This is a genomic window from Candidatus Absconditicoccus praedator (genome assembly GCF_021057185.1).
Classification (GTDB): domain Bacteria; phylum Patescibacteriota; class Gracilibacteria; order Absconditabacterales; family Absconditicoccaceae; genus Absconditicoccus; species Absconditicoccus praedator.
In genome coordinates this window covers 695,610-716,949 of the sequence record NZ_CP054059.1, presented here as the reverse complement: position 1 = coordinate 716,949, position 21,340 = coordinate 695,610, and the positions used below count along the sequence as shown (strand labels likewise).

The 21,340-nt window shown below is 29.0% G+C and carries 23 protein-coding genes; 15 read left to right on the top strand and 8 right to left on the bottom strand.

Annotated features, from left to right (window positions below; all coding sequences use genetic code 25):
• Window positions 1–1,137 carry a glycosyltransferase family 4 protein gene (locus tag HLG78_RS03555; protein ID WP_231176244.1) on the bottom strand — a complete coding sequence of 379 codons (1,137 nt, stop codon included), beginning with the start codon at window positions 1,135–1,137 and terminating at the stop codon, window positions 1–3.
• 287 nt (window positions 1,138–1,424) lie between these two features.
• On the opposite strand from HLG78_RS03555, the gene HLG78_RS03550 reads away from it, so the two are divergent.
• The 6 genes from HLG78_RS03550 to HLG78_RS03525 all read left to right on the top strand — a co-directional run bounded on the left by HLG78_RS03550 (window position 1,425) and on the right by HLG78_RS03525 (window position 5,951).
• On the top strand, window positions 1,425–2,405 hold the full coding sequence (locus HLG78_RS03550; protein WP_231176243.1) for a vWA domain-containing protein: 981 nt from the start codon (window positions 1,425–1,427) through the stop codon (window positions 2,403–2,405).
• Between the two features lie 19 nt (window positions 2,406–2,424).
• Entirely contained in the window at window positions 2,425–2,907 is a 483-nt protein-coding gene (locus HLG78_RS03545) for a hypothetical protein (RefSeq protein ID WP_231176242.1), read from the top strand.
• A 25-nt stretch (window positions 2,908–2,932) separates the two neighbouring features.
• A complete protein-coding gene (locus tag HLG78_RS03540) occupies window positions 2,933–3,850 on the top strand; it encodes a DUF2157 domain-containing protein (RefSeq protein ID WP_231176241.1) in 918 nt (305 codons plus the stop codon).
• 2 nt (window positions 3,851–3,852) lie between these two features.
• Complete coding sequence (locus HLG78_RS03535) at window positions 3,853–4,548, top strand: pseudouridine synthase family protein (RefSeq protein ID WP_231176240.1); 696 nt, start codon at window positions 3,853–3,855, stop codon at window positions 4,546–4,548.
• A gap of 9 nt (window positions 4,549–4,557) precedes the next feature.
• The gene (locus HLG78_RS03530) at window positions 4,558–5,109 is read left to right on the top strand and encodes a DUF502 domain-containing protein (protein WP_231176239.1); all 552 of its coding nucleotides are present in this window, start codon (window positions 4,558–4,560) and stop codon (window positions 5,107–5,109) included.
• Between the two features lie 74 nt (window positions 5,110–5,183).
• Window positions 5,184–5,951, top strand: a complete 768-nt coding sequence (locus tag HLG78_RS03525) for a helicase-related protein (protein WP_231176238.1) — start codon at window positions 5,184–5,186, stop codon at window positions 5,949–5,951.
• Between the two features lies 1 nt (window position 5,952).
• Here the strand turns inward: HLG78_RS03525 and HLG78_RS03520 are convergent, their stop codons facing one another.
• Together HLG78_RS03520 and HLG78_RS03515 are read right to left on the bottom strand one after the other, a co-directional pair.
• On the bottom strand, window positions 5,953–6,279 hold the full coding sequence (locus HLG78_RS03520) for a hypothetical protein (protein ID WP_231176237.1): 327 nt from the start codon (window positions 6,277–6,279) through the stop codon (window positions 5,953–5,955).
• Complete coding sequence (locus tag HLG78_RS03515; RefSeq protein WP_231176236.1) at window positions 6,272–7,120, bottom strand: hypothetical protein; 849 nt, start codon at window positions 7,118–7,120, stop codon at window positions 6,272–6,274. Before HLG78_RS03515 ends, HLG78_RS03520 begins: the two co-directional genes overlap by 8 nt.
• A gap of 224 nt (window positions 7,121–7,344) precedes the next feature.
• Here HLG78_RS03515 and HLG78_RS03510 point away from each other — a divergent pair, with 224 nt between their 5' ends.
• The 6 genes from HLG78_RS03510 to HLG78_RS03485 all read left to right on the top strand — a co-directional run bounded on the left by HLG78_RS03510 (window position 7,345) and on the right by HLG78_RS03485 (window position 12,926).
• Entirely contained in the window at window positions 7,345–7,959 is a 615-nt protein-coding gene (locus HLG78_RS03510; RefSeq protein ID WP_231176235.1) for an Lcl C-terminal domain-containing protein, read from the top strand.
• A gap of 51 nt (window positions 7,960–8,010) precedes the next feature.
• The gene (gene argS, locus HLG78_RS03505) at window positions 8,011–9,909 is read left to right on the top strand and encodes an arginine--tRNA ligase (protein ID WP_231176234.1); all 1,899 of its coding nucleotides are present in this window, start codon (window positions 8,011–8,013) and stop codon (window positions 9,907–9,909) included.
• A gap of 204 nt (window positions 9,910–10,113) precedes the next feature.
• Window positions 10,114–10,425, top strand: coding sequence for a hypothetical protein (locus HLG78_RS03500; protein ID WP_231176233.1), 312 nt, complete (start codon window positions 10,114–10,116; stop codon window positions 10,423–10,425).
• Between the two features lie 16 nt (window positions 10,426–10,441).
• Window positions 10,442–11,758, top strand: a complete 1,317-nt coding sequence (locus HLG78_RS03495; RefSeq protein ID WP_231176232.1) for a hypothetical protein — start codon at window positions 10,442–10,444, stop codon at window positions 11,756–11,758.
• Window positions 11,759–11,761: 3 nt separating this feature from the next.
• Complete coding sequence (locus tag HLG78_RS03490; RefSeq protein WP_231176231.1) at window positions 11,762–12,724, top strand: hypothetical protein; 963 nt, start codon at window positions 11,762–11,764, stop codon at window positions 12,722–12,724.
• Between the two features lie 61 nt (window positions 12,725–12,785).
• Window positions 12,786–12,926 carry a hypothetical protein gene (locus HLG78_RS03485; RefSeq protein WP_231176230.1) on the top strand — a complete coding sequence of 47 codons (141 nt, stop codon included), beginning with the start codon at window positions 12,786–12,788 and terminating at the stop codon, window positions 12,924–12,926.
• A 23-nt stretch (window positions 12,927–12,949) separates the two neighbouring features.
• Here the strand turns inward: HLG78_RS03485 and HLG78_RS03480 are convergent, their stop codons facing one another.
• Complete coding sequence (locus tag HLG78_RS03480; RefSeq protein ID WP_231176229.1) at window positions 12,950–13,135, bottom strand: hypothetical protein; 186 nt, start codon at window positions 13,133–13,135, stop codon at window positions 12,950–12,952.
• A 50-nt stretch (window positions 13,136–13,185) separates the two neighbouring features.
• Here HLG78_RS03480 and HLG78_RS03475 point away from each other — a divergent pair, with 50 nt between their 5' ends.
• Window positions 13,186–13,770 (top strand): hypothetical protein, encoded by a 585-nt coding sequence (locus HLG78_RS03475; protein WP_231176228.1) that lies wholly within the window; start codon window positions 13,186–13,188, stop codon window positions 13,768–13,770.
• Between the two features lie 73 nt (window positions 13,771–13,843).
• A complete protein-coding gene (locus HLG78_RS03470) occupies window positions 13,844–14,329 on the top strand; it encodes a GerMN domain-containing protein (RefSeq protein ID WP_231176227.1) in 486 nt (161 codons plus the stop codon).
• Between the two features lie 177 nt (window positions 14,330–14,506).
• On the opposite strand, the gene HLG78_RS03465 is transcribed toward HLG78_RS03470, so the two are convergent.
• From HLG78_RS03465 to HLG78_RS03455, 3 genes are all read right to left on the bottom strand, one after another.
• Entirely contained in the window at window positions 14,507–15,112 is a 606-nt protein-coding gene (locus HLG78_RS03465; RefSeq protein WP_231176226.1) for a hypothetical protein, read from the bottom strand.
• 371 nt (window positions 15,113–15,483) lie between these two features.
• Window positions 15,484–16,227, bottom strand: a complete 744-nt coding sequence (locus HLG78_RS03460; protein ID WP_231176225.1) for an alpha/beta hydrolase — start codon at window positions 16,225–16,227, stop codon at window positions 15,484–15,486.
• Between the two features lie 64 nt (window positions 16,228–16,291).
• Window positions 16,292–17,209: a hypothetical protein gene (locus HLG78_RS03455; protein ID WP_231176224.1), complete on the bottom strand. Its 918-nt coding sequence runs from the start codon at window positions 17,207–17,209 to the stop codon at window positions 16,292–16,294.
• Window positions 17,210–17,369: 160 nt separating this feature from the next.
• Between HLG78_RS03455 and HLG78_RS03450 the strand changes: the two genes are divergently transcribed.
• Window positions 17,370–18,902, top strand: coding sequence for a hypothetical protein (locus HLG78_RS03450; RefSeq protein WP_231176223.1), 1,533 nt, complete (start codon window positions 17,370–17,372; stop codon window positions 18,900–18,902).
• A 699-nt stretch (window positions 18,903–19,601) separates the two neighbouring features.
• Here the strand turns inward: HLG78_RS03450 and recJ are convergent.
• A complete protein-coding gene (recJ, locus tag HLG78_RS03445; protein ID WP_231176222.1) occupies window positions 19,602–21,251 on the bottom strand; it encodes a single-stranded-DNA-specific exonuclease RecJ in 1,650 nt (549 codons plus the stop codon).
• Between the last annotated feature and the right edge of the window lie 89 nt (window positions 21,252–21,340).

The window sequence follows — 21,340 nt, the reverse complement described above, 5'->3', positions numbered from 1 at the left end:
TTATAATAAATTATAAATTTTTTCAGCAACATTATCTCGATCATATTGAATTGCTACTTTTCTACTATTTTCTCACATTTTATTAGTCAAATTCTTATCTTTTATAAGTATATCAAGTTTTTCTTCTATTTGCTTTGATTTTTTTTTATCTATTACATATCAGTTTTCTCAATCTTTTATAAATTCAGCTGCTCAAGTTTTGGTAGTGATGATAGGGATTCAACAAGCAAGAGCTTCTTGAGTTACATTTCACAATGCTTCATTTAAGGATGGCAACACAAAAATATGTGATTTTTGATATATTTGTAATAATGTATCTTTTGGCAAATTTCATAAAAACACTACATTTTCAGAGAGATTATTAATTTTTATATATTCATTATATTCTTCTTTTTTGGGTCCATCTCAAGCAATATATAGTTTTAGCTTATCATACTTAGAAGATAGATTTTTGAAAGCTTCCAAAAGATAATCTAATCATTTTCTTTGAATTAGCCTTCATACAAATAGTATATTTGTAGTGTTTTCTAAATTTTTTGTATTGTTATCTGGTTTGTAAAAATTACAGTCTACTCAATTGTATAAAATTGTAAATTCTTGTTGGCTAGAAGTTTTTTTTGCTAAATTTGTAAGATCCTTGCTCAAAGTTATGGTTTTTTCAGCATTTTTCCATATTTTTTTGCTTAGTTTCTGGAATATATATTTGTCTAATTTCTCAAATCTTGGATTGTAAAAAGGTACATCTGAACCTCTCAAAGAAACTATATAAGGAATATCAAATTTTTTGGATAATTTTTCTGCTATATATCAACAAGGTATACCAAAGAATGCGAAAATTTTGTGATAGTTTTCATTTTTTAAAATTTTTTTGGCAAAAAAGTATGATTTCATAGAATATTTAAGCAAATCTTTGTTAGTTTGGAAATGAGCAGATTCATTATTTTTACCAATATCTAAATAATATATTTTAATATTATCTGAAAAATCTTCTTCTTTGTACTTTCAGGTAGAAGAAGTGATTAAAGTTATTTGTATGTCTTTGTATTTAGCAAGTTCTTTAAAAAGATAATAGTTTGCATTAGCTGCACCTCATCATAAAGGCGGAAATTCATAGTTTAGAAACAATATTTTTTTCATATTTTGATTAGAGTTTTAAATATTTTAACTTTGTTTATATTCACAATTTGCAAATATTCAATTAGTTTTTAAATTTATAATTAAATTAATAATTTTAAGAATTTTTGGGAGGTGTTTTATATTTTTTCTTGAAAAAAAATATATTCTTTGTATTATCAAAATCATAGCCTATTTGTTAAACAACATTGCTATTGAATTCATTAAAAAAAATGTTTTTGTATTTAGATGAATTGATTTGTTTTTAAAAAAGTTTTCTTTAATTCCAATAATCTTAGAAAATTAATACTATGGAGATATTTGATTATATACAGATAGACTGGTCATGAATTTATATATTTTTTTTGCTGTTGTTGGTTTGTGTTATCTTTTATTATCTGAGTTTTTATTATAAGCCGTCATTTGTTGTTCCTTTGAAATATTTGATAAAAAATAGATATATATTAGAAAAAACCTTGGCTTGAAGTATAATTTTCTTAGTTTTGTTGTTGCCATTTAGTATTAGTATAAAACTGTGAGAGGAAAGGATATCAGAAAAAATTGGTAATATACAGTTTTTATTTCAGGTAAGTTTGTCTATGACAACTACAGATGTGGAGCCTTCTAGATTTACGGCAGCCAAGGATGCAGTATATGATTTCGTATGAGAACTGGAGGGGTATAATATAGGATTTGTAATATTTTCTAGTATTCCAGTAAATTGGATGCCTTTTTCACCAGAAATCGAAGCTATCCAATCAAAGTTGGAGGATTTTAATCTTGCCGAATTCCCTCCTACAAGAGAATTTGTATGAACTGCAATGTGAGATGCTATTTATTATTGAGTAGATAATATTTTAAGAAACTACTGAGAAAAACAACATCCAGGTGATATTGTGGTAGTGACTGATTGAGATACTAATCAAGGGTCGGATCCTCTGCAAGCTGCAGAATATGCAGCAAGAAATTGAATAAGTGTGTATAGTATAACTTTGGGTAGAGAAGATACTACAGTAGGTACTGATTCTTTTGGTAGTCCAGTAGTAGCAACATTTGATCATAATCTTTTGGAGAATATGGCAGAGGTTTCTTGATGAAAAGCATATCATATTACTTCTGAAGAAGATTTATCACAAGCTGTAGATACTATTACTAATGAGATTAGTTTGAATCAACAGTATGAATATAAACCAAATTGGATAGACTTAAATAGAATTATATATGTGTTGTTATCTTTCCTTTTAACGCTACAAATTTTTATAAAATTGTATATAGTTAAAATGAACAAATAATTTATTTTTAATAAAAAATATGAAAAAAAATAATGCTTTATTGTTAGCTATTTCTATACCTTTATTATTTTTGATTTTTGTTTTAGTTTTGTATTTTGTTCCTAGGTATTTTGCTTCTCCTTCTTATGATTATGTATATTTTGAGGCAGATTATTCTAGTTCTTATTTTTATCAAGTAGAAGATAATAAAATAACACTTCAAGAAAGGACAAATACAAGATATTCAGACTCCAACAATGAAAAACCTACTATATATTTACATAATATAAAAGAAAACCAAAGCTCAAAGATAGATCAAGAAGAAGCAAAAGATTTGAATATAATTTCAACAGATAAATCTCCAGATTGATTTGAGTTTGTTTCATCAATGAGGGGTGTGAACTTCTTCCCGTTGTTTGTTGATACTACTAATAAGCCTGTGGTAAAGTGAAAATGAAGTATTTTTCAGCAAAACATAGAAGCTGATTACTATAATATAGAGTTTTTGGGTTGGATTGAGTAGTTGTTTTTAATAAATAATTAATAAAATGAACAAACAAAGCTTGATGTCAGAGCTTTCTGCAAAGATAAAAGAATGAGAAGTCTCAAAAAAAGAACTTTTGGATTTATACAATAAAAATTCAAAATCAAGAATTAATTTTTCAGAAATATTTGGATATCTTGGTGGGTTTATTTTGTTTTTATGAATATCTTTTTTGGTAGGTTTGTACTGGAATATTTTGAATGATTATATGAAAGTTCTTGTAACTTTATGATCTTGAATAGTTTTATTTGTATCTGCCAATTTATTGTTAAAATGAATTCAGAAAAAATATGTTTGACTTTCTTTGCACCTGCCACCTGTATTCCTTATTCCAATGTGAATAATTCTTTTTGTAGAGTATTTTTTGGATACATCTTTGTTGTCGGAAAAATTGTTTTTTGCAATCTTATTTGGTTTGTTGGCTTTTGCTTATTTGATAAATAATTATTTTGTAAAAAGTAATCTTTTTGTCTCATTGATATTGATATTTTGAAGTCTAAGTTATGCTTTGTGAGTATCCTTTCTTGTAGATTTTTTCCCAGTTTCAAATATATGAGCATATTTTCTTATGTTTTTAGGAGTTTTTTATGTTGTTATTTCTTACTTGCTAAAACATTATAGTGTTGTATCTATAATATTCAATTGGAGTTGAGCTTTGATTTTTTTGTATGCATTTTTTATGATGTTGGAGCAGGGTGTGTTTTGGGAGTTTTTGTTTCCTTTTATTCTTGGTTTGTACTTTTATCTTAGTGTAAGGTATTCTATCAAGTCATTTATGTTTTCTTGAATATTGTTTTTGATTTTCTATATTTTTTATTTAAATTTTCAGTATTTTTCTGATATATTGACTTGGCCTATGCTACTCATTGTCATGGGAGTGGGTACGATATCTGTATCATATTATTTATCAAATAAATATTAATAATGTTGCTTTTGGTTGATAAACCATATCTTTGGACGAGTTTTGATGTTGTGAAAAAGATTCGTAATTTGTTGCCTAAGAAAACCAAGGTATGACATAGTGGTACACTTGATCCTATGGCTACATGATTGTTGGTAGTTTGAATATGAAAATGAACAAAAAAGCTTTCATTGATCCAGGATATGTGAAAAGAGTATATAGCTGAAATAGATTTTTCTGTAAGCTCTGATACCTGGGATATGCAATATCATAAAGACTTTATTAGTTATGATTTTACATCAAACTGAATTTGGAAAGAATGAAAATTTTGTGAAGCCCCAGATATTTCAACTGTTTCTGAATTGTTGGATTGTCTAACTCCAGAAAAAGAAATGCCTTTACCAGCTTTTTCAGCTAAGAAAAAACAATGAAAAAAGTTTTATGAGATGGCAAGAAAGGGTGACAGTATAGAAGCTTTTCAAACAATGAAATTTTATGATTATAAAATACTTTCTTATGATTTCCCAAAACTGAAAATACAAATTGAAGTAGGGAGTGGTACATATATTAGATCTGTTGCTTATTGGATGTGATTGCAGTTTTGATTGTGATGAGCTCTTAGTTGACTTCAAAGAACAAAAATATGAGAGTTTTCTCTAGAAGATGCATACAACTTGGATCAGCTTACAGAAACTGTTCTTCAAAAATTTATAAGTTAAATAAAATCAATGAGAAGTATTATTTGATACTTATTTAAGTGAATATTTGTATTGTTGCCATTGTTTTTAATTTTTTCTGTTTTGAGTGTTGTTTTTTCACCTTTTTTTGGAGAAAATATTGATTTTTTGCATTCTTTGTTGATGATTTTTTGAGTAGTTGTTTTTTTGATATTGTTGTGATATGGGATAAGTAAATGAGTAGGGTTTTATTTCAAAAGAAAAAAGAACAAGCTTTTTTCAAGTTTTCCTATGTTTGTATATGTGATAAAGTTTTTTGAAAAACTATTTCTGATTGTGAATTTTTCCAACCAAATTTTTGAAAGACCTGTGCTTATACAAAGAGAGCAATGAAAAGAATATAAGTTTGGTTTTGTTACTCAGTCAGACTTAGAGGAGTTTTGAATGAGATGATTTTCAAGTGTATATTTGCCTGATCCATTTTCCTTTTTTGGTGAGATGGTTGTGGTAAAACATAATGATATTTATCCGATAAAAAAAGATAGCAACAAAGTTTCTACATTTGTGCTGTCTTGATGACTAATCAAAGATATTGAAAACTAATACTCAAAACAGACTTGAATTTTAACTAAAAGAAAATAATATAAAAGTTATATTTAATAATCAAGGATTTTTTAATGTGAAACAATTTGAAAGATTATCTTCAAACAGAGAATTATCAAAACCTTTGAAAGAAGCCTCCTTTTATAGATCATCTATTTGAGAAAATCAATGAACACAAAGAAAAGGAATGAAGAGTTTTGATTTTGACACTTACTAAAAGATCAGCAGAAGAGGTTAACAACTTTTTCTTATCAAAATGATACAAATCTTATTACTTGCATAGCGAGATAGATAGTGTAGACCGTTGGGATATCATCAACAAACTAAAATCTTGAGAAATAGATATTCTTGTGGGGGTAAACCTTTTGAGAGAATGAATTGATTTGCCGGAAGTTAGTTTTATAGCTATACTTGATGCTGACAAAGAGGGATTCCTAAGGTCTACTACATCTTTGATTCAAATAATATGAAGAGCAGCAAGAAATCCAGATAGTGAAGTGGTTTTGTATGGAGATCAGTTTACAGAGTCTATGTGAAAAGCTTTGTATGAAACATATCGTAGAAGACAAATTCAGCAAGAATACAATGATCAACATTGAATAACTCCACAAAAGGCTATTTCCAATGTGAAGGATTTGAATGTGGTGAAAACAGATGAAAATCTTAAAACAGATCAGCTGGTAAAAAAATGAAAAGTAAAAAAGCTAAAAAAGATGACAAAAAAAGAAAAACAAATGATAGCTCAGGATTTGAAAAGCCAACTTGATGATGCTATCAAAAACTGGGATTTTGAAAAGGCAGCTTCTCTAAGAGATCAACTAAAAGAAATAGAGTGAGATTAGATTACTGTTTTTGATTGGTTTCTATTTTTCAAAAAGAAAGATCAGATAGTATGCCTAGTTGTTCTGCTATAAGCTTTTTTACTTGTTCCTGATTTGGTAATTGTTGTTGTTTTCTTATTAATTCTTTTTCATATAAATCTTTCTCTGCTGGAGAAATATATCAGTTTTGTACTGCATTATCCAAGGCCTTTTTCAAAGCATCTTCGAAATTATATCATTTTAATTTTAACTGGGCTATATAATTGTACATATATTGTAAAGTTTCTTTATTTGCTTTTTCAGGGTTTCATTGATTCATTGCATTTTTCATTGAAATTATATTATCCATTTAAAGTTTTTTGTAGTTGATTTTTTGTTGATCTTATTACCTCTCCTTGTGTCATTTGTCTATATTCACCTGTTAGTTCAAACTCTTCTGTTTGGTATCTTTCTAGAGTAAATTGCCAGGCTGTTGCGGCTGTATCTTTTGTAATTTCTTTCGTATCTGTTTTTACACGAACAATATCAAGATATTCAGACAAAAATAACTGAGCAAAATTGGGTTCTATAGCAAATACTTGTCTTTCCATCTTAAGAATTTTTTGATCTGCTCAGATTTCTCAATTTTCTATTTTTATTAGTTTGAATTCTTCTGGAGTACAGTCTTTCCTAATTGATTTGTTTTCTTGTATATGGCTACTTCAGGATAGTGTAAGATCTATTCATATATACAAAGGTCATTCAGATGTTGTTGCTTCTAGTATATAATCAATTCAAGCAATAATATCATCATGATCGCTTGTGATCCTTACTTTTATTCATTTATCTTTTAGTAATAATTCCAGTAAATCCGCAAATGCAGTTTCTATAAGTTCGTTTAGTGCATTTTGTGCTTTTTGTTTTTCTTGAGCTTTTTTTACTTCTTTTATGCTGTTTTTTTGATATAGTCTTTCTTCGTCTTTAGTATCTTTAACACCATATGATTTGCTGTTTTGTCTATCCAATCGTCGTCTCCTAATATTTTCTGCTTCCCGTCTTTCTTCAGCGTTCAGTCATTCGGTGTTTCAGGTTATTGCAGATATAAAAACTTTTGAGTCTTTAGGGGGGATTAAATCAATATTTTGTTCTATTCAATTTCTTTCATAAAAAACATTTTTTTCTACACTACTTCAAAATTGGTTGAATCACATTTTTTGTTTTTGTTTGTAAATTTTTATTTTTTTTATTATCTATTAATTATAATAAATAAGTTTTGAAAAGTCAAATTTTACTTAATTTTGTTGAATTTGTCTGAAAAATATTTATATACAAAATACTTTATATTTTTTGTTGATAAATGGAAAAGATTTCAAAAATACTTAATCACCACCACTTTCGGATATATTTAACTATATTTGTTTCCGTTTTAGTTTTATTGATATTAGTTGTTATCGTAATCTTTAGACAAGATTGATATACTCAAAATAATCTTGTAGCAGAAAATTGACAAGATCAGGACTCATATCCTGAGTGAGAAGAAGATGAAAAACAAACAATGCCAGAGTGTGAATATCCAGTACAGGTAGGAGATGAGTGTGGTTGATGAACAGTTTTTTATGTGTGAAGTCAGTTTTGATGAGAAGGTACAAATGCTTTAATTGCATATGAAGAAGATGAAGATGAAAGACTTATGTGGTGATTCCATGGAGAAAATATCCAGTGAGCAGATAATACAACATATTGATATGAAAACACAAAAATACTTTCAGAAAAATGATCTCCTATTGCAACTTTATGTTGGGATAAAACATCATACTGATATGATGACTGGTATCTTCCAGCTTCAAGGGAGCTTTTTGAAATTAGAAGAAATAGTAATGAAGTATGATCAGATGTGTTGGATTGATTTGTACCTTTTAGGTATTGGTCAAGTACTCATGCAGATCCAGAAAATGCAATGTCTGTTTATTTTGAATTCAATCAGATAGCAAGATTCAATAAAAGAGCAGAGGCTCGTGCAAGATGTATAAGAAGTGTTAGTCTTGATTAATAAAGTTTTTTTTGTAGAATTTTGAATAGATTTATATTTTAATTTTTTGTTATGAGTGTTTCAAAACTAAAAGAATCAGTTGATAAACTTATTTCAAGCTACCAGCCTGAATTTTGAAAAGTTAGTTTTTATCAGCAAACCGATGAAAATATCCAGTTTGGAGAATTGTCTTATGTATGAAGAAGGCAAAATCATCAATTTTTTATCATAAACGATTATATAAAAGATCTTTTGGGCAACAACAATATATCTTGTAAAAACGATATAATAATTGACCAACCAAGTGTAGAGTGAGTAGATTTTGTTTTTGATACGAAATCTGTTTTTGAAGACAATAAAGATAAGTATGATAATATCAAAAATTTTGCTGATACTGTATCTGAAATTATTGATAATGCAGATATATTTTCAAAGGTAGAGCAAAAATGAATTTTTATAAACCTTTTCTTGCATGATGAATATCTTGTAAAAATTTTGGATACTGTTTTGAATACTGATAATTTTTTTAGGTTGGATATTTTGGGTTGAGAAAAATTTTGTTTGGACTATCCATCTTGTAATATGGCAAAACAAATGACAGTATGACATCTAAGATCTGCTATAATATGACATAGTCTTGCCAATATAATACAAAATTTGTGATGAAATGTTTTTAGATGGAATTATATCTGAGATTGGTGAACTCCATTTGGTAAAACATTGTATAGTTTGATAAATGAATACAAAATCAACTGAGATGGTGTTTTTGATGATCTATATCAAAATCCTACAAAAGTTCTGTGAGATTTGTATGCCAAATTCAAAGATATTGAAGATGATGAAAAAAACGAACAAGCAAAAAATTATTTTGGTATGCTTGAGCAGTGAGATCCTCTTTTGTATAGTATACGAGAAGAATTTAGAAGACTTAGTTTGATAGATTTTGATAGTATGTTTGGTAGATTGTGAATGCAGTTTGATACCAATCTTGGTGAATCTTTTGCTTATAGTATTTCTCAGGATGTGATTGATGCTTTGGATGAGTCTTGATATCTTGTGTATGAGAATAATGCTTGGATAGTTAAATTTCACAAACAAAAAAACTGAAAACAACTAAACTATATTCCTATCAAAAAAGAAGATGTTCATAAATTTGATGAACAAGACTTGGAGGTTATGATAATCAAAAAGTCTGACTGAGCTTGAGTGTATGCTACAAGAGATTTAAGTGTTCTTAAATACAGAAAAGAAAAACTTCAAGCTGATAAATTTTACTACATAGTATGACCAGAACAAACTCTTCACTTCCAGTTATTGTTTGAACTTGCATCAGTTTTGTGGGATATACCAAAAGATAATATGAAGCATATAAGTTTTGGTTTGATGCTTTTTGATTGAAAAAAGATGTCTTCTCGTGGTGGAGAGTCTATTAAACTTTCAGAACTTATATCTAGTATAAAAGATAAAATTTCACAGGATTTTTCTGATAGTAGTGATGATCTTGTAGAAAAATTGGCTATAAGTGCAATGATTTTCAATGACCTAAAAAATGATAGACAAAAAGATGTAAACTTTGATTTGGAACAAATGACAAGAATAAATGGTGATAGTTGAGTGTATATCCAATATACTTATGCAAGAATCAATTCTTTGTGCGGAAAAATAGCAGATATTGATGATTTTACTGTAGATATATCATTGTTGGATGATAAACAAAGACAAATGATGGTGGATATATTTGCTTTGCCATTGGTGTTACAAAAATCATATAATCTTGGTAAACCACATATACTTTGTCAGTATATACTTTCACTTGCTCATAAATTCAATAGTTTTTATGCCAATTCTGAAAAAATAATAGATATGCAAAAAGATAAAAAGAGTATGAATTATTTGTTTTTGATTTCTTTGAAAAGAGTGTTTGAAGCTATGCTACTTACTTTGAATATGCCATTGGTGAATAGAATATAGTTTGAGTATGTAGCATATAGAAAAATTCAGGTTTAATTATGTTTTATGTCTTATTAAAACTTTTGGAGTGGTGTTTTTATAATTTTATGAGTGTTTGGATTTTGTAAGGATTTACATTTTTGTTAGAGGTTTTTGTGAAATTTGCAATTTTTGAGAAATTAAATAAAATTAATTAAGAAAAATCTAAAAAATAAAAACACAAAAATGAAGCTTACTCAAGAATTAAGAAGTAGTATCCAAAAATCAATGCTTTTGAAGCAAGAAACAAAACATCAGTTGTTAAACAACTGGTGAAGATTGGATGATAGAACAAAAAAGAATATAGTAGAATTATTGGAAGAAGCGAATGAGGTTGAATTTAATATATTTGGTGAATTTATAGAAAAGGTTAGGAATTGATGAGAGTTAATAAAGTCAAAAATAAATTCATTGAAGCAAAAAGCATTGAGGAAAATAGAAAACGAAAAGGAAAATAATGCAGATGAAAAACTTGATTCTAAGCTAGATAATATTTAGAAAACAAAAACAAAAAATGGAGGATTTGTGAAGAATAGAAGAAAGTTTAGAAGAAAAATTAGAAGATAATGGGGAGATAGAAACTTCAGATCATGGTAGTATAGAAACTGAAGAATTTTTGGATTATATAAATGATAGCATACAATCTGTTCAATCAAGTTTGGAAAAAATTGCAAAAGAAGAATCGTGACGGTGACCTTTTGGTGAGTCAGCAGATGATATAAAAGATGAAATGAATGAAGAAATAATAAATTTTGTAGTTCAAACATTATCAGAATGAAGATTTGATAGTTATAGTTTATCAGAATTTGAAACAGCAGATGGTGAGATAGATTTACAGTGATATATAAGCAATCTCAACGAATGAATTCAGTATTTGATAGAAGAATGAAGTAAGAGAAATTTAGAAATTCAGGAAATGTCAGAGAATTTGTCAGAGCAGCAAAAGGAGTTGGTAGAATATTTTGATATACCAGCAGAAGTATTTGCAGAAGGTCAATTGAGTTTGGACGAATATTCAAGAGAGGCTGATATGGAAGACAAAAACCTAAGTCTTGAAAACTTTCTAATTGAATACAAAGAATATATAGAAAACAATTTGTCAGATGTAGACGAAGATATGGTATCCAAAATCAAAGAATCAATATCAAATAGAGCAAGTCAGGTGTGAGAAAAGGTATGAGAAAGAATTCAGAATGTAGAAGAAAACTATGATCAAGAAGAAATAGAACGGGAATTAAGAAGAGAAAGATGGAGTTTGAATAAAGATTTGAATGATATATTTGAGTTTGTAGATACACAGTTGTTGCCAACAGCAATGTTGATAAAGAAAGTAGATAATGGAGAAATTGAATTACCAGATGAGGATGATATATATACTTATGAATCACAGTGAAGAGCTTGATCAAGAGAAGTGGTGGTAGAATGAAAAGAAAATGAAGCTATATTATTGGAAACATATAATGAATGAAAAAGGATGTTTGAACAATGAGTAAATGAAGACTGAGAGTTTGAAAGATCTTTTAGGGCACAAGAATGATTGGGTAGAAGTGTATTTAATAATTGGGATACACTAGAATCAACAGATGAGTCTCATTTGGAATTTATGGAAGAATATGGTATAAATTGAGTAGAAACACCATCCGTGCTGGATGAAGAAGATCAGGAATTGGAGGCAGATGTGATGATAAGATATATGGCATTTGTGACTGCAATGTTGACTCCTTATGCATGAGCATGAGCAAGTTTGCCAACAGATATAGAAGATATATTTGGGGATGAAGAGTGAGTAACGGAAGCAATGAGAATGTATTGATTGATCCCAGAAGAATAAAAAATGGACAGTGAATGGTATGATACTATATTGTGAATGGTGTGAATAGTGTGAACTATATTTGGTGCTCAAGCAGTTACAAGATGACCAAGATTTGCAAGAGTTATGAATAGATTGCAAAGAGCATGATTAAATCAAGATGATATTTCATCAGCTATATATCGTCAAACAGATCAGATAAAAACAAGAATATTTGGTAGTAGAGAAGAACCGGATGCAAGACAGGTGGAAGAAGTAATGAGAAGAGCAGAAAGCAGATCCTGAGTTAGTAGAGAGCAGGTGGTAGAAAATTCAAGATGGATGGAAGAAAATCCAAATTTGCCCAATGAAATACTAAGAAGTAGTTGATTAGAAGAATTAACTACTCAGCAAATGAGAATAGTAGAGTATGTGCATAATAATATAAGTAGATGAGTATATCAGAATAATCAAGAAGATATAATGAGGATGACAAGAGAATTAAAAGAAGCAGGTATAAGTCAGCAACAAAGAAGAGCACTTATGGAGAATGGTATTTTGTGAGAAGCTAAATTATCCAGAGCAGAACAATTGGCTTCTTGGAGTGTTCCAGGTTTAAGAGTATGAGAAGATATCAGACCTTGAGAAGTTCCTTTTTATGAGTTTAGAAGAATAGCTGATGCTGAACTGGATGTGATAAACGACAATTCAAGGAATTTAAATAATTTGCTTGAAGGAATAGATATTAAAGATAGACATTTAGTGGAGATAGCAAACTCAAGAGCAAATGAATATATCCAAACAAGATTATGAAATCTAAATAACCTGCTTGAATTTTTAATAAGACATCCTTGAGATAATGCTTCTTCAAAGGGTAGATTGATCGATGAATGATATAGATCATTACTTGATCAAATCAGGAACAACTCAGATAAAATTAAATTATCACCTGCAAGTAATGAACTTTGGAGAAATGTAGCAACTAAAGTAAATCAACTCAAAAAATAGTTGACAAGGGTTTGTTTTTCATTATTTTGTTGTGATGTGTTTAATAAATTATTAGATAAAAATGGTAAATAATAGTAAAATAGATAGTCTACTTGATGAAATAAACCAGTTATTGGGTCCAGACTATGAAGAAAAGAAGCAACAACATTTACAACAACTTAGGATGGTCTACGGCAACTTATCAGATGGTCAAGACAAATAAGATCTTGCAAAAGTAATAAGCTATTACGAACAATGAGAAGAAGGTGGAGTAAGCACAGATGAGTTTATAAGATTAAATGATAGATTGACACGAAAATGATTAATCAAAGACAATTCTTGACGGGAACTTTGGAGGGAATTGAATGGAGAAACTAAAGATGCAGTAGTTAGAAATCTAAACAAAAAATAATAATATTCGTATGTTGACATTTATTTTTAAATCTATATATTGTTTTTGTTTTAGATTCAAAAACAATACTATGAAAGGAAATAATATTTTAGCTTTTCCTTGAAGTCAAGTTTGAGGAGGTGGTATAGATAATTGATTTCAAAGTCAAATTGGTGAGGTGCTTTTGCATGAAACTTGATCTATACAAAATCTTTTGAAAAATCCTGATGAAGCTAATTATTTTGATGTACAATTAATAATAGAAAAGTCTGATATGCATGAAATATCATCAGCTTTTGAAGATTATTTTGCTGGGATTCTTCAAGATTGTAATTTTGGTAGTGTTGATCATTTTTCATTTGCAAGCTATATAGCTACATTGATAGCAAATTATTTGAAACAAGAAGTAGTTGATTGAGATTTTATACAAAAAGATAATCTACTGGATGAAGATTTGTTGGATTTTTGAATTTCAGAAACTCAGGAAATTATACAAGAAGCAAACAACAATCTTTTAAAAGCTCTTTTTCATAAACAAAACTCCCAGCAAAATTTATCTGCTGCTATACAGTGATATAATCAAGCAGGTAGTTGTATGTGAAGACTGTTGTCTGATATTTCAGCAGAAATACAGCTTGGTTGAATTTTGGAAAAATATTGATTTGAGAAATTATAATTTTTTGTAATAAAAGTTTCAATAAGTCGTATAATATACTGCAGCAATAAAATTTATTTTATAAAAAATGAAAATGAAAAAACTAATTATTTTGTTGTCTTTGCTTGTGTGAGCAATGCTTTTGACTGGATGTATGGAACAACCAGGAGAAATTGATGATGAAAATGGTGAAGAAGAAGGTGAACAAACAGCTAATGTTGATTTGTATTTTATGGAAGTAGTAGATGGTACAGAACAAACAGTTCCTATCCAAAGAGAAATAGACTTGGATAATTGACAAGAAGAATCAGCTTTGAAAGCTTTGATACAGGGTCCAACTGATGAAGAACAGGATGAAGGATATTCATCTGCTATAGATCAAGCAACTCAAGTGTTGTCTTTTGAGATAGAAGAAGGAGTGGCAACTGTTGATTTTAGCTCTGAACTTGAACCAGCTGGATGATCTGCTATGGTGATGTCCATCCAAGAACAAATCAACAATACTTTGACTCAGTTTGAAAGTATTGATGAAGTAGTGATTATGGTAGAAGGTCAAAGTGAGGATATATTGCAGCCTTAGATAAAATTCATAAATATACCAAAAATTTTGTTATGAAAATAGAGAGTGATTTTGATATTTGTGCATCACTCTCTATTTTTTTGAATAGTTGTATCTTGGGAGCAAAGAATATTGTTTTTTGATGAATGTTTGTTCAAAAATACCAACTTGTTGACTATCTACAACAAAACTTTCTCTCTAAAATCTTGTTCACTGCCAATCATCATTTGCTGATAAACCTTCTGTATAATCTTCTCTTGTTTCTTTAATAATATAATTTGAAGGAGGATTTGAATTAGGAAAATCCATTATATAAGTAGTTGTAGTTCAAGGAGCATCATTATATCAGTCTGCTCAGTCAAAATCATCATTTCATTCATAAAAGAATACCCAAGCATGCGGTGCTCAATCACTAATTGTTCATCTTGCAGTTCAAATTTTTGTATCAACTTCAGCAAGAGCATAACCCAATGTTTCAAGTGACATCAATCATCAACTTCTTGTTCTTTTAACTATATATGTATATAATGGATTTCAAGGTTCTCAAGTTACTATTTCAGTATTATCAATATTGACTTCTTCATATAAAGCATCCATAACAGCCTTTATTTGTTCTTTTAATGTCCTTGCTCCTTGTCTATTTATTTCTGAATTCACTTTATTTTTAATTTCTTTATAATAATTATATACTTCATTCACCGCTTCATCAAAACTTACTTCATAATAGTTTTTATACCATTTTACATCATCAATAAAATAATTAGTTCATCATACTATATGTTTATCATCAAATAATTCTTCCATTTTACTTACTGAAAATGAATTAGTTTTTTCTAAATTAAGTTTATAATATTGTAATCATCTCCTTTCACTTCAAAAATCAAATAAAATACTATTTTGTCTATCTGTTTTATTAATTCTTTCTAAACCTGCTTTGTGTATTTTTCTATTAATATCAGCGATATAAATTTTATCTTTATAATTAAAGAAAGAAGGACTCCTATAACATCGAGGATAAAAGAAGTTTTCGTAGCGAAGCGGAGAAAATTTGGGAAAATTGCGAGCCGAGCAATTTTCCTTTTATCCCTTGTTAAATGACCCGACGACTGAAAGGAGGAGAGCGCAGCGTGGTGCGGAGTGAAACGGAGCAAGTTCAGGTTTGGGCGGTTCATCAATTATAGATGTGCTTTAATAAAATCAGTAGATAACTCAATAGCTTTCTTTTTTGCTTTTTCAATTAAAAAATCATGGTCACCACCTTGAATTACTTCAAGTTTATTTTCAGAAGGAATCATTTTCATAAATTCTTGCGCTTTTTCTTCAGTGATATGTCCGTCTTCACTTCCAATTATGGCTAAAACAGGACAATTTATTTCACTTAATTTTTTGTATGGTTTTACATCTTTGAAATCTTGCCACATTGCTTTTCCACATTTGACTTCTTCACCAGTCAAATTTCTTTTTCTAATAATGAAACCATTTTGCAAGATTTCATCTTTGTATGATTCATACAAATGTTCATGTTGAAAAACAGGACTCCATAAAACCATACACTTAATAGAATTATCATAAGCCATAATTGAATTGGTTGTGCCAAGACTTAAGCCAATCAAACAAATTTCTGAATATCCCTGAGATCTAACATATTTGATAATATCCTCCAAATCTTCTATTTGCGTGGTTATGCTGGAATCTTCAAATTTTCCATCACTTTCGCCAGAACCCCAACAATCAAAACGAATTACAGCATAACCTTCATTACAAATATGTTCAGAAAATTCACGAATGATAGGCTGATAATCTTTATCTCCCTTGAACGAATGAGTGAATATAATTATTTTGTTTGTTTGATTGGCTGGCTTATGAAAAAGCGTAGAAAGATTCTGATTCCTTCCATTTAAGACTCTGATTTTTTCCATACGATTAAAAAAAGAAAGTAAATTTATTAAGTTTTGCACATTTGAGCCCAAACCTGAATTTCATTTAAATATCCATATATCAAAATTCATTATGATAATTAGGCACTTCTGGTATTTTTATATATTTTTTAAAATCTCAAACAATAGAATTTAATCAATCATCTGTACTTGTATCATCATCTTGTTCTTGTTCATCTCAAATTCAATGATATTCTTTTGTTACATTGATATATTCATCTTCATTTGCAGACTTTAACAAATAAAATTGTTCTCATCAAGAATTTACTTGAAACATATAATAATTGCTAGGATTTTGATTAGAATATCTTCAAATATATAAATCCCATAATTCTTCCATTGTATTTCAACTTTGATCAGGGTATTCTAAATTGTATGTATTATCTAATTTGTTGGGTTTAAATAATAATACTTGTTCAACTTCTTTTCATCAATGTCGTTCTGTTTCTCAAGTTTTAAATCCTGGATATCATTGATATTCTCATACATTCATATCATGTGCAACAATTTTATCTTTTGCTTCTTTTGAAAACATATTTAATCTTTCTGTGGTATCATCAAAAAAAGTTTGCCTGTTTGAGGAGTCTTTTTGTTGACTGCTTTGTTCTTTTTGTTCATAGTTTTCTCTAATCTCTTTCAATAATTTTTTCACAGCTTTTATCCTGGATAATAAGTCTATATTTGATTCAGTGATATTGTCTTGATTTGATGTGTTTTCGTATCTGTTTTTCATATCATCTATTAGAGGATTGATTGTTTCCAACTCATGATTGGGATAGTCTCTTTGTATAATTTGATGAATAGCATCTCCTGCTTGTTGGAAAGGCTGACTTTGATGCAATTCTTGAGCTGTATTACTGATTTGTTGTTGCTGGTTGCTTGATAGATTTCATTGGTTGAATGCTATAGCCGTCTTGGGAAGTAGACTCAATCCAAGCATTATTATAAAAATGATCTTCACCATCTCTTTCATCATAGATTGATTTAAAAAATAAATTTGTGAAATGATAAAAATAATTTGATAAATTACAAGTTGATTTTTTGTTGTAATTTCCTTGTTTTTTTGTAATAAATTTTTTATAAATTCGTATAATAATGTATGATTTAATACCTAAAAAAATAAAATGAGAAAAATAGTTTTGATTTGTTTGGCTTGAGTATGATTAACTTTGAGTGCATGTTTCGACACACAACAACAAGCCCAAGATACATCTACAGAAGATATAGCAAGAGAATGGATCCAAAACAATGCTGATACTTATGTATATAGATGATGAACCAATCTTGAACATACTTCTACAGAGCAATTAAAAGAAAATAAATACAAACTTGTTTTTGAGTTTGAAGCTAATCATGCTTGATATGGACAACCTGCAGAAGATGAAATGGCTGCGCAAGTAATCACTCCACATACAATAAAACTAAAAATACACAATGAAGAGGTGACTTCAGCTATCACCAATGAAGAATACGATGAACTTAATCAAGAAAAAATTGAATCAGAACAACAACAAGACATGGAAGAAGAATACAATTCTTATGAAAATTCAGATAAATGAGTAACTTTTGAGTATCCAGCTAATGGAGAAGTAACAATAGAAAATCAAAAAGCAAAACTTAGCTATCTTGGAGAAGGAAATCAGCCTCATTCAGAAATTACTGATGGTTTTGTATTGTATGCATGAGCTAAAGCTATTTCTGAAGATTTGGAGTCTATTGCACAACAAGAATATGAAGAACAATCTCAAATTATGGAATCTATCCAAGAAGTTCAGCAGATAGATTTTAGAGATGATATAGCTTATGAGTTTGCAATAAGATGATGATACTGAAACAAACATACTTACAAAATATTTGAAGATGATGGTATGGGTATTGTGGTTTCTTATAGTATTATGTGAGATGATAAAGACGATTATCAAAACAAAATAGATGATGTTTTGGATAGTTTGAAGTATTATTCTGATCAAGAGTGAGCTTATAGACAAATTGAATATGAATGAGAAGATATAAATACTACCGGTATCAAAGTACTAGATGAAGATTGAGAAGAAGTAGGATATTACTGAATAGATCAATTTAATGAATGGACTCAAACTGATGCTTGGGAAGAATTTGATCCTGCTCCAGAAGTTGGTATGAGAAAGATAGAGCCTGGAAGTTTTTGATTTTTTGACAGAAGTGCAACTTTGGATCCAGATGGTGAAAGATTTGCTTTCTCTGTACATGATTATGCAGCTGCAAGTACTACTACTATAGTATGAATTTATGAGTATGCAGAAGATAATTTGGAAGTTTTGAAAACTCCAATTAGATGATCTATTTCTGATTTTGTATGGTCCGAAGATTGAGAATATATTGCATTTACACAATGAACAGCAAGAGCATGAGGGGATTATTTTAGTGTAGTAGAAGTAGAAAACATGCAAAAAATGTTTGAGTTGTCTTGAGAAGATATAATAAGCAAACTGGATCCTGAAAATGAACAGGTAGAAGAACAACAGTTTATGCCACAGTTTAGAAATATTACTTGGGAAGATGCAGAAACAATATATTTTGAAACAAATGATGTAGATGATGATGTAGCAGAATGACCATCTGATGATTGAGTATCCTGGACCGTTTCTGTAGACGGAGATAATCTGGAAAAACAATAAAAAATTTGATTGGATATGATAAGTTTTTTATAGACAGGATGAGAATCCTGTCTTTTTTTGGCTAGCAGACGGGAAAGTATTTTCGTGTTATGTAAATATATACGATAGTGTTACATACGGCGTATGTAAATATATCGAATAGTATTACATACCGTGAAAATATTTAATGCGAATGTTTCATAAATCTTGGCTTGTAAAAATTATTTTTTGAATAATTAACTTATTAAAAAATGGGAGAGATTCTCTCCCATTCAATTAGAATACTAGTTTATACTATTCTATTGTTAAGACCGATTTCAACGTCTTTTAGCAGCCTCATTAATATGCTCCATCTCCTGTCTTGCTACCTGGTTTGAAAATCTAATGGCTGCAAGTAGCGGTCTTCTGGGGATACCACCTTGCTTTCGACGTCTTTTAGCAGCCTCATTAATATGCTCCATCTCCTGTCTTGCTGCTTGGTTTGACAACTCAAGAGCTGCAAGTAGTGGTCTTTCAGAGATGTTACTTGGCATTTCTATGCCCTCCTTTTCTTAGGTAAGCGCATTTAATATTTAGTTATATTTTATTTTTTTTCAAGATTTTTTAACTTGAAAAATATTGTTATGTATGATATGAATTTTGATTAATTATTATTTTGGGCTACAACAATTAAGATATTAACTATTTAAAATTGGAAATATATTTTGTATAACTTGTTTATTAGTCTACTTTATCAATTCAGTCAATAAAAAAACCTCAATTGTAATTGTCTTTTTTTACTTTTCATATAAGATCTGTTGGTTTTTGAGTTTGCAAAAAATCCAAATTTTCTCACTTACCCCAAAATAGTACTGGAAAGTTTGTTCAGTTCATACTAGCATAAGCTTTTAGATGTCAATTTCAATTTTTTCAAACTTTTTCAATATTGTTGAAAACAATCTGGTTTATTAAAAATATAGGTTCTGGATTTCATTCACCAAAAGGTGCAAATGAATCTATTTGAGATAGTTTTTCTTTGTTGATTTCGTTTTGATATATTGGTGTGTCTATTTTTATGGGTTTTTTTAGGTCTTCTTCTTTTATTGTGTTGTTTGAATACTCTTCCAAAAGTTTTTGTACTTTTTCAAGATTTTCAAGTTTTACTGTCAATCATCAAGCCTGCTTGTGTCATCAGTATCTTTCAAGATATTCTCATACATAGTTTAGCATATCAATTACAGAAAAATATTCTGGTCAACGTAAGCTTGCTACTGCTACTCATTCATCTTGTTTGATGTTGAATATAGCAGAAGGTTTGTTGTATTTTTCAGTGATTCTTCATGCCACTATTCATACTATTCACTCGTGTAGTTCTTCTGAGGCAGCAAAAAGTATTTTTTTGTCTTTTTCAATAATTTGTTCAGCTTTTTTTAGTACATTTTCTTGGGTTTGTCTTCTTTCATTATTCAATTTTTCAAGAGAATCCAAATGTTGTAGTTGTTTGTCTCATGAAAACAATAGACAGTTCAAACTATCATAAGGACTTTGCATTCTTCATCAAGCATTTAGTCTAGGTCACAACATAAATCATATATGAAAAGTATTTACTTGTTGGTTGATGTTTAGGTATTTCAAAAAATTTGTTAGGCTAGATGGAATTTGGTATCAGTTGTTTATATAATTAAGTCACATTTTTACAAACAGTCTGTTTTCTTCTAATAATGGAACACAGTCAGATACTGTTCATATAGCAACTATAGGCATAAGGTATTGTATTATTTTTTGTTTTGTTGAATTTTTTTTGAAGTATTTGCTCATTAGTACAGAAACTATCTTGAAAGCTACTCATACTCATGCAATTCATTTGAATTGATAATTTGGACTTATTTGAGGGTTGACTACTGCATCGGCAGGTGGTATCTTGTTTAAAGCTTTGTGATGGTCTGTTATTATTAGGTCAAGACCAATGCTTTTTGCATATTCAGCTTCTTTTATAGATGTTATTCAATTGTCTACAGTAATTACAAGATTAACTCACAATTCTTTTATTTGATCAAGATGAAAATCTTTTATTCAATATCAGTCAGTAAGTCTATTTGGTAATCTGATTGATATTTTTTTGTAATTCAAAAACTTGCTTATGAAAATATACAAAAGATAGCTTGCAGTAATTCAATCCACATCGTAATCTCCAAAAATAATAATTTTTTCGTTGTTTGATATTGCCTTTTGTATTCTGTTTATTGCTTTTTCAAAATCATTTAATTTGTAGGGGTCTATCCAAGAATTTGAAAAAGAAGGATTTAGAAAACTATCAAAGTTGTCAATTTGTCTAATTTTTAATAATCTTTCTATAATATCTTCATTGGGATTATCATATATTATATCCATTTTTTGATTGCTTTGTATAAGTTTTGCTAAAAATAGTTTTATTTGGGTTAGTTTGTTCAAAAATTTTTTTAAATTATTTTAAGATAGTG